The sequence below is a fragment of the Lysinibacillus sp. S1 genome (assembly GCF_044986265.1).
GTDB classification, from domain to species: Bacteria; Bacillota; Bacilli; order Bacillales_A; family Planococcaceae; genus Lysinibacillus; species Lysinibacillus capsici.
The window spans coordinates 571306-586574 of the sequence record NZ_CP173154.1; the positions used below are offsets into that span (position 1 = coordinate 571306).

The window sequence follows — 15269 nt, forward strand, 5'->3', positions numbered from 1 at the left end:
TTTAACTTTAAAAGATTAACTTTTCGGGTTTAGAAAAAAGTTATCGGTTGGGATTACGATCAATAAATTCCTCTATTTCATCGGCTAATCCGTACACAAGATGGAAATAGTGTTTCTCCGTCATGACACCCTTTTTTCGCCATTTTTGCATTTCTTCATAATGAAATTGATAAAAATAGCCTTCTACATCTCTTCTAGCAATTCCTTTTTTCTCCGCCATCTCTGCAATCGAAAGACCTTTCCTCCACTCTTGGTCGTATTCCTGCACGGTCATGCCCAAAAATTTACTTATAGCTTCATAATCATATTTCACATGGTATACAAGAATACCTTCCTTATTTTCTTCTGCATATACGGTTGAAGAAAATGAGAAAACTACGATAAATAAAAGCACATACACTCTATTGGCATTTTTCATTTAGGAACCTCCATACTTTTTGGTTAATGTGTGAGGTTCTCTTCATTACTATGTATGAAGGAAAACGTGGAAGTCATGAAGAATGCCAGCGAAGAAGAGAAGATTTTTTATTCTTCCTTCGTGAATGATTTAGTCCAAAATACCAGGGCTTGTCATTAGTCATGTAATACAAAATGAAGCATGATACTATTCACGCAAATTTTCAATTCTACGTTCTTATCGATCGATATCTCTTGTCTAAAATCGATTAAGTCCTTTTCCTCTACATGAATCATTTTCGCGACACTAGCCGTTGAAAACATGTATTCCTTAATGAGGTCATTCAAAAGCAATGCGGCTCTTTCCCTTGCATCAAAGCCTTCAAAGCCAACACATAACATAACTATTTTTCGTTCAATCTTATCTAGCTGCTCCGTCGTGATGCTGCCCTTGTTATTCAATAAACTATCCAGCTCATTCATTGGTAAATCAAATATTTTCGCAAGTTGCTGATGATTGAAACTGAATTTTTCAGCCACTTCTTGAATTTGCTGTCTCAGGTAATCGAATCGGGAAATATCCGTGACAAAAGATACTTCTGCCCTATCCTTCCATTCTTTCACAGTAGTAACCCTCTTTTCATTCTTTTTTATGTATCAAATGAAACTATATTAAAAATGAGGACGCCAAAAAAGTGGCAGTATTAATAAAAAAACGGAAATCGTAATAAAAATGGTAGTGGTTGTAGGGGATAATTTTTGGCGATATGGACCATTATAAAATCCCGAAAACTGCAGTTTATTACGATAGAGGAAAAACAATAAACTATATATAGCGATTCCCCCCAGCCACCCAGCGTAAGAACCAACAACATTTATATCAAAAGAGGTATAAATAAGCCTGGCGCCTCCCCACATCACGCATCCAATAATGGAAAAAAGGATAATAATTCTTATTAATTCTAAAAATATTTTAAATGTAATCATCCATAGTTCTCTTATTTCCTTCACCAGCTCTCTCCACCTCCACAATCTGTAAAATTATTATAACACTTCCTGAATTAGTAATTCACTTAAACCGAGAATGTATTGTCGTCTATGGTGAGCTTACTTGTTGTGTCTTAATACGGTTTCAACATGAATTGGGTAGGAATTATAGAACAAAGTATAATTGGTGGGAAATGTATACTTTTATTATTTCCGCTTTATGAAAAATGACACGATTCCACCAAGTATCGAATATTCACTGACAAAAGAATGAAAAAACTTAATGCCCTCACTAGTATTAATAGCCAGCGAATACAAAAGAAAAAACCAACTTTATGCTAAAAAGCTGGTCTAGTTATTCAATCATTCATTTATGACTTGCTGTTTTCATCTTCATAAAGAGCCAGAAAAGGTTGGCTATTTCTTCAGCTTCATATTTATAAATCGTTTCAGCAAAAGAAGCACGAAATGGCTGTAGCATGATCTCTAAAACACTCATGCGGGGTGTTTCTCTCTTCATTTCATCCAAAAGCAAGCTAGAGAGTTCGAGTGATTTTTGTGGAAGTTCGATTGTCGAGATTTTTTTACAAAATTTCTCTAATTTCTCCTGTATTTCTTTACTAGTAATGGACTTATAGGCTAAATCCTTTTCTAATAAAAACATTTCCTGAGGCTCTAATAGAATTTCTCCACTCTTAATCATTTCTGGCAGAAAACTTTCTACATATTTCAATGACCGAGTAACCACTTTTTTTAGATCTATCGTCATATTAGTAGCCAAATTCCAATAAAAAGATAAATATTGGAAGGTGCCAAAAAAGACGACTGCACACTCATAATAATAGTGCTTTCCTTCTTCTCCATAAATATCATAGAATCTGTTTTTTAACCAGGTGATTTCATGAAAGCGATGTTCCGCAAGAATTTCTTGCAGCTCTTCATCATGCAAAAAGGAGATTTCTCGAAATAAAGGCATTAAATTATATTTTTCTTTAATTTTTAATGTGGCGATTAATTGTTCAATTAAAACGTCTACATCATCTTTTTTCTTACCAACTAAAATTTCCTCTTTTAAAACATTTCGCTCTTGACGATTTTGCTCTAATACGGCTTTCAGGCATTCGTTTTTAGATGAAAAATAATTATAAAATGTACCTTTCGAAATATTTGCCTTATCTAAAATATCCTGAACCGATGTATGCTGATACCCTTTTTCAGTAAATAATTGTAATGTTGATTCGATAACGATTTGTTTACGATCTTTCATACATTTCTCCAATCTCTAAACACAATAACGAACTAACTACAATTATACTAGGAAAACTAGATTTCTTAAACTATGCAAATTTGATACTAGAGTTCCTCACTCTGTAGTGCCAGTCCAAATCGGTTAGGTTTTTCTAAAATGTATGGATAGTAAAAAACCTTCTGCACACACTACTTTTCAGGAGGTGATATTTAATGGCGAATAATAACAACAACCAAAATTTCAACTCAAAAATTCCTAATGCAGCTCCAAACGCAATGAATTCAATGAATGTTGAATTCGGGAACGAGACTGATGTTAATCAAATCAGACAACAAATTCAACAAGCTGAAGCTAAAAAGCAACAGGCTTCTGGTTCTATGAACGCAATGAAGTCAACRAACGTTGAATTTGGGAATGAAACTGATGTTAACCAAATCAGACAACAAATTCAACAAGCTGAAGCAAACAAAAAATTTGCTTCTGGTAAATTTGCTAACGAAAATAATTCAAAATAGCTTTCATTCAACATCCGCAGCCGGCATCCTTGCCGGTTTTTTGTTYTTCACCATTTTGGTTAATTCCTTCAGGATAAAATTCCCGCTTTAGATTTTCATTCAGGTAAACCGAATTTACATACATCCAAAATGATTCGATTCAAGTTATCAATTTGTTTTTTTAAAAAATTTTTTTGCTTCTTCTATTTGCTCCTTTGGTAGAGTCCGCAGTAATTCTTCTTCTAACCACGCTATCGTTTTGCTTCTTAAATAATTTCGCATGTGTTCTTCCGCTTCCAGCATGACACTATTGATCGTACAGTTCGATTGACTTGAACAAGACTCACACTTTGGTTTTTTATTTTGATAAGCAAAATTCGCTTTAATATTCTTACACTGAAATATCGGATCTTCACCTTCAACAGCTCGCACAACATCCCAAAATGTAATATCTTCAGGTTTTCTATTGAGTCGATAACCCCCTTTTACACCAGATACCGAGCTAACAATGCCTTCCTTGGACAATTTCCCTAAAACTTTTGAAAGATAGGTCTCCGATAATCCTTGAAATTCTGATAAATCCTTTATTCCTATACTTTCATTTTTTGGTACATCAATTAAATAAACAAGACTGTGTAGGGCATATTCAACCATCACACTATATTTCATTATTCCACCCTCTTAAAACATTTTGCTTACCATGATAGTAACACATTTTAGCTATACATAAATGAATCAGTTTGACAAACGAAAATGAAAAGTGTATATTGTAGACAAAGTTAATCAACGATTAAATTAATCGACGATTAGTAACAACTTTATTTAACTGGAGGATTTTTATGCGTAAACTACTTGTGATAAATGCACACCCTGAAGTGGAGTCAAAGACATCTTTGAGCCTTCAAGTATTAGATCATTTTCTAGGGACATACAAAGAAAATAAACAGGATGATGAAGTAATTGAGCAAATTAATCTATATGAAGACGTTGTTCCGATGATAGATAAAATTGTTTTAAGTGGCTGGGAACATTCACGAAATGGAGATCCTTTAACACACGAAGAAAATGAAGTTTTGGAACGCATGAATGAAATTTTAGTTCAATTTAAAAGTGCCAATAAATATCTAATTGTAATGCCTTTGCATAATTTTAATATTCCTTCAAAGCTAAAGGATTATATGGATAACATTCTAATTGCGCGAGAAACATTCAAATATACGGAAAATGGTTCTGTGGGCTTATTAAATGATGGAAGGAGCATGATCCTCATTCAGGCAAGTGGTTCAATTTATACAAATGGCGATTGGTATACCGAAGTGGAGTATTCTTACAAATACCTTAAATCAATGTTTGCCTTTCTTGGAATAGAAGATGTTAATATTCTTCGTGTCCAAGGAACAGCCTTATTGAATACAGAAGATGTCTTGCAAAATGCACTTTATCAAGCGGATCAATTATCCGTTGAATTAGCTAATAAATAATGGAGGGATTCACAATGACACAACGTATGAATTATTATGAAATTGCACCAGATGCTATGAAGATAATGATGGAAATGGAAAAATACACGAAGACAAGTGGTATTGATAGAAAACTACGTGAACTCATTAAAATTAGAGCTTCTCAAATTAATGGCTGTGCCTATTGCATCAACATGCACACTGCTGATGCGAAGAAAATGGGAGAGACTGAACAGCGCTTATACTGCATTAGCGCTTGGAGAGAATGTACTTTTTATTCAGATGCTGAAAAAGTAGCATTAGAATTAACGGAACATATTACGCATATTCCAGAAAAACGCGTTCCTGATGAATTATATGAGCGTGTTCGCAAGCATTTTGATGAAAAGGCTTATGTCGATTTGGTTATCTTGATTAATCAAATTAACAGTTGGAATCGAATTTCTATTGCTATGGGCAATGTTGCGGAATAATAAATGGCTGCCTTAACAGGTAGCTATTTTTCTTATAGTAGTTTGATATCAATTTGAGTCGTACTTTCATTTGGCAGTCCCCCCTATCTCCCTTTAACAAAATGTTCAAATGTTTGTTTAGGAAATAAAAAAATTTCCCGGGTAAGCGCAAGAAAAGACAAATTCAATCCCACATTCCTCCATCAAGCGACTGATTTCTTCATTTTCCTTGCCTTTTGAAATACTGGCAGAAGGCATTTTGGGATGGGACAATAATTATTTCCTGTTGAGTAGGTTGATTTTAAATACCTTCAATGACAATGCAATCCTAGATATCTAAGTTATTCGGAGTACATACTTTCCCTTGTCTCTCTCAGTATGTATTTTATTTTCGAAAAAAACACTCGTCATGTAAACGAGTGTTTCATACTTATTATGACAACCACTTAGGTGGTGTGTTTTTTTCCCAGAGTCTAAGTGGGTTGGTATCTTTTAGTTTTTATTTATTAGATTACTTTAATATCAAGTATTCATAGCTTATCGTGCTTTTTAGATTATAATATTTTTGTATATTTTTTAATATTCCTTTGGGGAACTTAACTTAAATTCATTTTATTTCCCTGAATGCAGTTTTTTCCTCTGGCTTGAATCCAAATTCTACATTTGCGAGTGGTTGATACTTATCGTTACTTAATTGTTTGCCCACCAGCATAGTAAACGGGTTTTCTTTTAACCTAAGATAACTGCATCTGTGATTTTAAAGTGCTTATATTTATCCAATAATTCGATTTATCAAGACCTAATTTCAATAAAGATAGAAAGTTAAAGGGTTCTACATATTAGATATGACTAATATGTAGAACCTTTTCTTCATTTACTAAAGCATCTGTTAGTTAAAAAACTGAACAATCCGTTGTTTGGTATAGTGTAACATGTTTACAAATGTTTGTGTAGAGAAGTGTAAGCTTATAAAAAAGTTATGATGAGATTGTGGTAGCACATCATTAGTAGGTGTGCTTGTTCTCTTGTCTACCTTCTCAGAACAGCCCTCAGACGAACCGAGTATTAGATAGACGTACTACTTGGTTACATGGACTGCTCTCAGGTCGGTTCTCAGAGGAAATACATCTTCCGCAGATGCGGCGTAGATATAGATTTGGCTTGGGCTTGTTTCAATGAACTCACTATTTACAACCCTTTCACCAAATCAATATATGTTAGGGCTATCATTTATCACTCTACCCTGTTAAATGAAAGGAACATTGAATATTACCCCTATCCCAAATATTGGGTTTATGATAACATATATCTGAATCTTTTAACTTTGGAAAATATGAAAGGAAGTGTAATAACCAGATATGAAAAAGATATTGAAACCATTGATTAGTGGTATTGTCATTGGTGCCCTCTCTCTAACTATAAATATAGATAAAAATGTATTAGCTAATGATATTGCAAAAACATGTAAGTATGATTCGGCATCGAAGGTCAACCCTGATTATTCCACAATGAACTGTTTGTTAACCGAAACAGCACTGAGTTATAATGTTCCTCCTGAAATTGTGAAGGCAATAGCGGAAGGTGAAAGTGGAAATTGGCGTCATTTCGATATGAATGGTAAAGCGATTGTGACAGCTGATAATGGAATTGGCATTATGCAAATTACCAATCAAGCAGGCTACAATCAAGATAGACTAAAAAACGATATTGTCTATAATATTCGAGCTGGTGTGGAGACTCTAGATGATATGTTTAAGCGGAAGGATTTGCCTAGCATCAACGGTGGGAAAAGAGATATATTGGAACATTGGTACTTCGCTATCATGGCTTATAACGGTACTAAGCCGGTAAATAGTCCATTTGTCCAAGCAACTGGGGAAAGAAATGCAAATGCCTATCAAGAAAAAATTCTCCAAATTATTGAGAGATTAGAATTAATAGACTTAACAGAGCTGCCTTTTACACGCGAACATTTTCAATATGACTCTAACAGCAGGGAAAATATTAAATTTTCAGTGATGAACTACGATTTTGATTTACCATTAACAAAATCAAAGTACTTTTTTAAAACAAATCAAAAAGTTAATGCAACAACTAATGTAACAGTTAGGACAAAACCTACTACGGATAGTCCTTCTATGGGTACTTTACGTAAAGGCGAAATTGTTACCATTACGGGCCCTTTTGAATATGAAGCCGTATCAACTAAGAAAAACCATTTTGTTTGGTATCCTGTGAAAAGAAATGACGGGACAGAGGGGTATGTAGCATCAAGTTATTTAAACTACTCAGCTTCAACACCTACAACTCCTACAACTCCAGTAGGTAGTATAGATGTATCAAAGTTCGCTGATTACAAGGCAGACCAGTACTGGGCAGAGGATTTTCAATGGGCAGTAAACAAAGGACTTATCAGCGGTTATCCAAACGTATACAACCCTGCAACAAAGAAATACGAAAACTTACTGAAACCAAACACGAATTTAACAGAAAATCAGATGTTATCTGTACTTTTCCGTTACTTTAAGTCTGATGAATTAGCTTCAACAAAACCTAGTTCTTCATGGAGTGCAGATGTAAACTATCAACTAGCAAGTAAGTACGCTCTACCAACGCTTGGTGGTATATCAGCGTCTAAACAGGTATATGCAGTCAAAGACATCACACGTGGTAATTTTGCTCGTATCCTAGCATCTATGCATTATGGAAAAACAGTATCTCAGCCAGAAGCCATCCAGTTTCTACGTGACTTCGACTTAACAACTACTAAAACGGATGCAGAGTTTAAACCAAATGATTCTCTAACAAGAGCGCACGCTGTGGCATTCTTCCACCGTTATGAGCAAATATTCAATAAATAAATTGCTATCTATAAGTGAAAAGGTGACTATAAAAGTCACCTTTCTTTTATATGGTTCTCTAAATGGTGCTATAAAGCCCTATGTGGAGTTACGGGAGAGGCTGTGAAAGCATAACAAAAGGACTTGCATATAGGGTAATCAATCATAAACAAAAGTCCTGTTTATATTGATGGAAAGCACCTTCAATCGAGAGTGCTCAATGTAGCTATTGATATCAGCTATCGCTACAATTCAATTGATAAATCTAAGAAAATCAAAAACTTAAGAATTTGGGGTACTTTTTAGGGTACATGCTTTCCCCTACCTCCCCCACTCTGAAAAATTAAAAGTTATAACTCAATGACTTTTTACAAACGCTGAGATATTCACAAAAAAACACTCGTCATGTAAACGAGTGTTTCGTACTTATTATGACAACCACTTAGGTGGTGTGTTTTTTTCCCAATAGATATCGCCAAGGTTGTTATGTGCCATGAAGTTGTCCTCGACACTGTGGTAATGGAAGTTGTAGTAGTAGCCTTCCTGCGGTCTTTTTTCTGTGCGCACATGGAAGCGAATTAAATCTGTGCCTGTTTCATTGTTGATGACATTGAAAATTTTCTCACCGTAATTACCACTTGGTCTTTCAGAGATGGTTAAAGATGCAGCAGTTTGATCATCAAGATTAGCCACTGTCATTGCAATGGCTTCCTCCATTTTAGGGAAGATGATGCTGTCGAATTCATTGCTAATTTTTGGACCAATTTTTGTGCCAAATTTTATGTACGATTGTTCTCTAGCTGCATCCACCAGTAAGGCATTATAATCAATCGCTTCCTCTTGTATCTGTAGCTGCTCGTCAGTGCTGCCATCATGCTCAGCAGCTAAAGCAGTGCTTGTCCCTGATGAAGGGCCGATGGATGCACGGTTCGAAGGATTTTGATCAAATGCTTCCCAAATCTCATGTGTAGGCGTTATTAAACCAAATGTTAAAAACGCAACCATGATGACTATACTTTTCTTAACCCACGTTTTCATTTATTGTCACCTACTCTTTATGTACAAATTGGTAATTCTCCTATTATTATATACGTTCTCGCCATTAAAAGGTTTCATATTTCTATAATTCATTGTACAATATTTATGAATAATGTGTCGTTTTTTTAAAGGAGGTACAAAGCATGAGCATCGCAATGGGTATTGGTCTTTTATTAATGTTAGGTTACTTATCATCTTTATGTTTCACGGACTAATTTTTTTATTTTGTAATATGTACCCTACAAAGCCCTAAAAGCCTGTTATATGCAGCTTTTGGGGTTTTTCATTTTTCTTTACAATGCATAGTAACGCAAAATAATGCACACAGTTGGGGCTCGTTTTGGGACTATGTTGGGGCTTGTTGGGGCTAATATAATATTACTAATACTTGGCAGCGCGTTAAGCAAAATTTTAAATTAAATTAGTAAATAGCTAAAATAAATAAAGCTAATTTCTAATAAGGTAAATTAATTTCAGATAAGACTATTATTTTATATAGGTCGAAAAACATAAATTAAGAAGAAGAATTTGAAAAGTTATTTAAATTATAAATTTTTACTGTACAATTTCTTTCAACTAATCACTTTCTTCCCTAACTCCCCCAAAAATAATCATTTTACACCTCACTACTTAAGGCGCACTTTCATGACGATACAATTATCTAATAATATTCCGATATCTACAGTTGCTGCTTTAGTTGGCGATATTCCAGAGACGATTTATAAAGTTTATGCACATTCATTAAAAAAAGAGGAGGTACACGTATCTAATCGTATGGATGAAATTATCACTTTAAAATAATTTGAAATATCTAATGATTGGGAGTACATGCTTTACCCTATTTCCTCTTGGTTAAACCACAAAAAAACACCCATATTGTAAACGAGTGTTGTGTTTCTTTTATAAAACCACTTAGGTGGTGTGAATCAGTACTGATATTTTAAAATATCGTAGGTTATACTTTCCCACTTCATTGTAAATACGATTTGAAATTTTACTAAATTATTTGAAATGTTTAGGACTTAGCAAGCCATTCCGTTAAAAATTGTTTCAACAGTAATTTTTGATGTACTGAAAAAGGATTGAATTTTGTTTCAGTCCTCACCATTATATTAGATATGATAAAGTCTTTATTTCGGTTAAAGCAAATATACTCACAAATAAACCTAGTTATTGTATGTTTATCGTTTATTTGGATTATTTCAGTCCATAGCCAATAAAGAATATTTGAGACTAAATCTATCAAAAATTCTACCTTTAAATCTTCATTTTTAAAATAATTAAAAAGTAGTTGCATTTCATAATCCGTAACGTAATTTTTCTCTTTTATATAACAAGTGAAAACTTCATCTGTAATTGGTATTAATGTATAACCAGCCATTATTAGTTTACCCATTAAGAAATTTTGTTCTTCTTGCGTTTGAATTTTTCTGAATTTTAATAAATTCATTATATCTAGCGTAGAAATACAGTTAATATTAAATTCATTTTTAGCTATATCTCTTACAGTTGCACTATCAATTAACAGATTTAGTGATTGATTTTTACATATTTCAAAAATGTTTTCTAAGAATGGAATGTCTTTAGGATTAGAAACTTGATCTTTAATAACATTACCAACCATTATGCAATTTTCTTTAATCCAGTTAAGTATATACTCTTGATTTTGTACTGCTTCTTTTACTTGGCTTGGAGAGTATTCGATTACTTGTATTTTTTCATTTTCATATGACATTGTCTTAATACCATTGTGAATAGAAAGTTTATTATTGTAATATTCATGTAAGGCTGAATCAAATTGTTCTTGTTGAATATATAACTTGAATTCTGATTTAAGCATGTCAAGTAAATTTAAATGATTTAACATTAGTAAGGTAGTAAAATCACATAATATTCCTTTTGAATATAAAGCAATTTTTAAACCTGACACTAATTCCTCTATAGACCCATTTATAACCTTTATAGGAAGATCCTTATTATTAATTACATATGCCCATGTTTCAAAGGGGTTTCGATTTAAGATATTGACTAGAAAATTTATAGGTAGTTTATACTTAATAAATAATGTAATAGGTTCTTCTGTAGATTCCTTTGGCTGTTTTAAGTTAGAAATTAATTCAGAAGATACTTCATCATTTTCTAATACTGTAATTTTTTTGAAAATAGGATCATCATCTGGAAATGTACTTTCAAAGTTTTTAATAATATTTTGGTATTCTTTTATCCAGTTTTCTTCAGGATCATTAATGAACTGATTCAGCGTTGAAAAATTGTAAAAATAAAATCCCCATATTTTTGCGGAATTTTTTCCTACCAGGAGAGCTTTATACGCATATTCCATTGATTTCCTATATTCCATTGCTTCTTTATAGGCAAAACTTATTAACTGGTAATCTTCTATATTTCCACGTTTATTTACTTCATTTTCTGCAGCAGATAAAATTTCAAGGCAAGTTTGGATCTCCCCTTGTTGATAAAAGCAATTTGCGTAACTTAATTGGTATTTTAATTCTCTAGTTTGTTGATATAGTGATAAATAATTAAGCTTTGCCTTTTCATACCATCCAAAATTGAAATAAATAGTTGCAATTACCTCAGATAGGATAACAGATTTAAAAGGCAATTTCTCCTCAAAGTCAACTATTGTTTTGTATTCACCAAGTTCATAGAGAGTTTGGATATAGCGACTAACTATAGATTCGTGTTGTATCCAATTAGGAATTGTAATTATAATTTCTTTTAACTTTATATAATCATCTTTAGTGTGTTTATTGTAATAAGCTATACTTAAGATTACTTTTATAGATACCTTATCTTGATAATTGAATTTATCTAAATTGGGTTCTAAAAGAGATATCGTCTTTTCCCAATCTTGTTTTTTAAAGGCATAATATCCATTTAAAATGTCTTTGAACGAACTATTAAACTCGTCGATATTAAATGTATTAATTAATTCTATAATTTCCGCATGCTTTAATTTTGCAAACAACGCATCAATATATTTAAAATAGTATGAGAAGTTAGTATCGTTAGGCTCCCCCAGTAATTGGTTTTCTTGTAGAAGTTGTACTGCTTTAGCAGGAATGCTTGAATTTATATATGAATCAGCTAAGAGTAACATTTCATCTAAGTCTAAACCATCGATAGTTTTTTTCTCTTCTAATAAAACTATAGATTTTTCCCATTCATTAGAACCAATAATATTAAGAAGTAGATTGTCAAATATTTTACTTCTGTAATTTTTGTCTTTTTGAAATAATTCTTCATACAGTATCTTAGCTTCTGAAAACCTATTTGTTCTAAAGTAAAGACAAGCTTTTAACTCTTTTATTCTATCTAAAATATAAAAGTTCTCGGTTGTTTGCTTTTCAATACTTTCAAGAAGTGGTAGCACCCCTTTAAATGTAAGTTCTGGATATACAATTTTATTTCTAGACAGATTAGTCTCTAATTGTAATACTAATGCTTCAGCTTTTATTAATAACCAAACTATATTAAATTGATTATCTTGTAGTTTTTCACTTGCAAGATTAATGACTTTTTCAAACTCTTGCAAAAGAATCCATATACTAGCTTTTGTTTCCTCGAATTTTCCGTCTGATTCACTTTCAATAATATCAATAGCTTCTTTATATTTATTTTGGCCTATTAATACATTTAATAAGACACTAAGGTTTTCAGAAGTCTCTCCACCTATTTCAATAGCTTTTCCAATGTGAATTTCTGCTTTATTAAAACGTTCTTCAAATATGTTTATAAGAGCTAAAAAACGTTCTTTTCTAGCTTCGTTTTTGCAGTGTGTGATGGCAGTGTAGAGGTGTCGAATAGCCTTTTCAAATTCTCTAGTTTCAATAAAAGTATTTGCTATTACTATATGTAGCTCTAAAGTTTCGTCGGGCTTTAGATTTGGTTTATTTAATCTTTCAATAGCTTTTTCTCGAGCACTTTTTAAGAGACCTTTTTTCATTAGATCATTTAAATCATTAAATTCAGTAGGGGTAATTATTTCTTTTAAGTAACTATTATTCTCTTCAACTAAATTAGTAGTTAAAGCTTGCTTTTCAATCACTGTATTAAAGCCTTCTTTAATTGTTTCTTCTAAAGTTCCGATTTTGTATAGTAGTTCTAAAAATTCTGGATCCCAATTTTTTGTTTTATAGTCATTCATACAAAGAGCTATTAATTCAAAAAAGGGTTTTATTAAATCTTGGTACTCTCGATACGATTCCATATAGGGGTCGAGATTTAGTTCGTGTGTATTAATACTTGCTGGTGCCTCTTCTAAAATCCAGCGGAATACCTCATTTCTGTTTATAGAATCGTCTAATAAAGCTACTGCTAATTCATCAGGAATATTCAATACTGCTTTTGCGTCTTCAATAGCTGCTTTAAAAATAAGTGTAGTTTTTTGCGTATAATTGTCTCTTATCCATTTATCTTTAATATCACGAAAAATTTTTGTATTTGTAACTTTAGGAAGCAGATAGGACATAAATTTAGGAGCAATAGTTTTTAAAAAGATAATCGATGATGTAGTATTCAATTATATTCACCTTTCATACATGATTTATTTTTCGTATTTATTAAGTATATGGTCATGGGGCAACTACTGAGAATATTGAGTGACTGCTGATACACCACAGGAGTGAAGTAGTAGGGAAGAATGACAACTGTCTCTGAAACGTGTCCTTTAAAATATAAAAATAATGGATCCAATAGGTAATTTTATTTTAAAACAAAGTAGACTAGAGGCAAACCTTCCAGTGAAGTATTATAAGGTAAAGCATTTCTGAAAACTACCTATAAACCATCTTTAAATAATCTCCCTTTCTTATACCGCCTTTATATTTCTTCTGGATTATGGTAATAATCATTTGGACATCTAGCTGACTGATTATATGTTCTTCTGCATTTCAAAGATAGTTTGTAAGAGGTAATAAGTACACATTTTACATACGTCTACAGTATATCAGACATCCATGCAGTGCTATTGTTCTGCTGGTTTTATTGAAATTAAATAAGCTAAAATATTCAATTTTTTACTTTAAAAGGAATTTCAATTTGTCCAGATCGAACTTTTAGGTTCCTTTGGATATCTTAAAGTAACCAATTCCACTTTTCATATTTCAGTTCCTTCCTCACCTTTCACTTTAAATGCTTCAAGTTGTTTGTGTATGCTGCTTATAATAGCTTCATAAGAGAAATTAAAGGTGTTTTTATTTAACTTTAATTCCTGTTCCCTTTTATTTGTATCTCTTAATTCTCTTACACACTTATGTAAGATGTGTTAAAATTTTTGGAATTCAAAGTAATTTCTTTTCGCACAAATTAAACAACTATATTTTTAGCCCCGTTCTTTTCTTAGAACGGGGCTATACTTATTGAAGGTTTTGAAATTAATAACTTTAATTGTTTAATTCTTTTGCCTTATAGTAAATAATCATTCTGGATAAAAATATCTGTCAGGTGAACACTTTGTATTAACCATAAAATCTGTATCCCTAAGAGCTTTAATTGTATCTTTTCATTGTAGTTCCTTTTCAGTTTAATTTAATTTATAACCAAAATCCTATATAAAGTTATAAATATAAAAAGTAATACATAAAATAGGAATATAATATTATATAAGTAGTTCTTTTTAATATATCCTCCAAAATATAATAACCATATTTTCTCATAAAATCAATATTAAAATATATTTTACATATATAATCTATTTTCAACGCAGACTATATAGAAAACTATTTATAGAATTCTTTTAACCATCAATATTCTTATTATGGTTTCAAATAATTCAACATCTCAGCATTCAAAAATTTCAATCCTGATACTCCCTTTAAGTATTTTAAATCACATGTGTTATAGCTTTATTCTTTTGAAATATGTCAGTGCCTTATACAAAAGAAATACTAATTCATCATTTATCCAGTTAACTCAAATTAAAAGGATTCATCAAATTCGATGAATCCTAAAAATAACTAATAATAATTAAAATATAACTTTGCCATCCATACATTATGTGATTAAAAATAAGAAATTCTAAATCACCTCCTTAAAACAAAAAAGACTCACTATATAGTCAGTCAAAATAAAGCTTATCAAATATTTTACCCATCAAGAAAATAGCTAAAATAAAGCTAATAATTCCACCACTGCTTATAGCCAATAACGAAAACATCAGGTGTGGCACACCATATAATGACCATAAACGTAAAAAGACCAGGTAACTACCTAAACATCCAACTAGAGCAGCAATTATATAACCCAAAATCAAAGTAGGATTTTTTATTTTTTGTCTTGCCTTAGTTCCTAGCACGATTAGTCTCCTTTCTTACGGTCCATTTTCAAGAAAT

13 protein-coding genes are annotated in these 15269 nt (G+C 32.0%); 5 read left to right on the forward strand and 8 right to left on the reverse strand.

Annotation, left to right across the window (positions count from 1 at the left end):
- Positions 1-40 precede the first annotated feature (40 nt).
- The 4 genes from ACHZEU_RS02955 to ACHZEU_RS02970 form a co-directional block, all read right to left on the reverse strand.
- The gene (locus ACHZEU_RS02955) at positions 41-418 is read right to left on the reverse strand and encodes a hypothetical protein (RefSeq protein WP_279494847.1); all 378 of its coding nucleotides are present in this window, start codon (positions 416-418) and stop codon (positions 41-43) included.
- Between the two features lie 155 nt (positions 419-573).
- Positions 574-1020 carry an HTH domain-containing protein gene (locus ACHZEU_RS02960; RefSeq protein ID WP_066036860.1) on the reverse strand — a complete coding sequence of 149 codons (447 nt, stop codon included), beginning with the start codon at positions 1018-1020 and terminating at the stop codon, positions 574-576.
- A 48-nt stretch (positions 1021-1068) separates the two neighbouring features.
- Entirely contained in the window at positions 1069-1407 is a 339-nt protein-coding gene (locus ACHZEU_RS02965) for a hypothetical protein (protein ID WP_279494846.1), read from the reverse strand.
- Between the two features lie 343 nt (positions 1408-1750).
- Positions 1751-2650, reverse strand: coding sequence for a TetR/AcrR family transcriptional regulator (locus ACHZEU_RS02970; RefSeq protein ID WP_279494845.1), 900 nt, complete (start codon positions 2648-2650; stop codon positions 1751-1753).
- Positions 2651-2844: 194 nt separating this feature from the next.
- Between ACHZEU_RS02970 and ACHZEU_RS02975 the strand changes: the two genes are divergently transcribed.
- Complete coding sequence (locus tag ACHZEU_RS02975; RefSeq protein WP_259418912.1) at positions 2845-3147, forward strand: gamma-type small acid-soluble spore protein; 303 nt, start codon at positions 2845-2847, stop codon at positions 3145-3147.
- 147 nt (positions 3148-3294) lie between these two features.
- Here the strand turns inward: ACHZEU_RS02975 and ACHZEU_RS02980 are convergent, their stop codons facing one another.
- Positions 3295-3795 carry an Rrf2 family transcriptional regulator gene (locus tag ACHZEU_RS02980; RefSeq protein ID WP_048394550.1) on the reverse strand — a complete coding sequence of 167 codons (501 nt, stop codon included), beginning with the start codon at positions 3793-3795 and terminating at the stop codon, positions 3295-3297.
- A 170-nt stretch (positions 3796-3965) separates the two neighbouring features.
- Between ACHZEU_RS02980 and ACHZEU_RS02985 the strand changes: the two genes are divergently transcribed.
- From ACHZEU_RS02985 to ACHZEU_RS02995, 3 genes are all read left to right on the forward strand, one after another.
- A complete protein-coding gene (locus ACHZEU_RS02985; protein WP_048394551.1) occupies positions 3966-4607 on the forward strand; it encodes an FMN-dependent NADH-azoreductase in 642 nt (213 codons plus the stop codon).
- A 14-nt stretch (positions 4608-4621) separates the two neighbouring features.
- Positions 4622-5059 carry a carboxymuconolactone decarboxylase family protein gene (locus ACHZEU_RS02990; RefSeq protein WP_048394554.1) on the forward strand — a complete coding sequence of 146 codons (438 nt, stop codon included), beginning with the start codon at positions 4622-4624 and terminating at the stop codon, positions 5057-5059.
- A 1349-nt stretch (positions 5060-6408) separates the two neighbouring features.
- Positions 6409-7899 carry an SH3 domain-containing protein gene (locus tag ACHZEU_RS02995; protein ID WP_279494841.1) on the forward strand — a complete coding sequence of 497 codons (1491 nt, stop codon included), beginning with the start codon at positions 6409-6411 and terminating at the stop codon, positions 7897-7899.
- Between the two features lie 408 nt (positions 7900-8307).
- Here the strand turns inward: ACHZEU_RS02995 and ACHZEU_RS03000 are convergent, their stop codons facing one another.
- Entirely contained in the window at positions 8308-8916 is a 609-nt protein-coding gene (locus tag ACHZEU_RS03000) for a YpjP family protein (protein WP_279494840.1), read from the reverse strand.
- Between the two features lie 645 nt (positions 8917-9561).
- On the opposite strand from ACHZEU_RS03000, the gene ACHZEU_RS03005 reads away from it, so the two are divergent.
- A complete protein-coding gene (locus tag ACHZEU_RS03005) occupies positions 9562-9717 on the forward strand; it encodes a hypothetical protein (protein ID WP_175400720.1) in 156 nt (51 codons plus the stop codon).
- Between the two features lie 214 nt (positions 9718-9931).
- Here the strand turns inward: ACHZEU_RS03005 and ACHZEU_RS03010 are convergent, their stop codons facing one another.
- Together ACHZEU_RS03010 and ACHZEU_RS03015 are read right to left on the reverse strand one after the other, a co-directional pair.
- Complete coding sequence (locus tag ACHZEU_RS03010; protein WP_279494838.1) at positions 9932-13459, reverse strand: PIN domain-containing protein; 3528 nt, start codon at positions 13457-13459, stop codon at positions 9932-9934.
- Positions 13460-14995: 1536 nt separating this feature from the next.
- Positions 14996-15232, reverse strand: coding sequence for a hypothetical protein (locus ACHZEU_RS03015; RefSeq protein ID WP_279494837.1), 237 nt, complete (start codon positions 15230-15232; stop codon positions 14996-14998).
- Between the last annotated feature and the right edge of the window lie 37 nt (positions 15233-15269).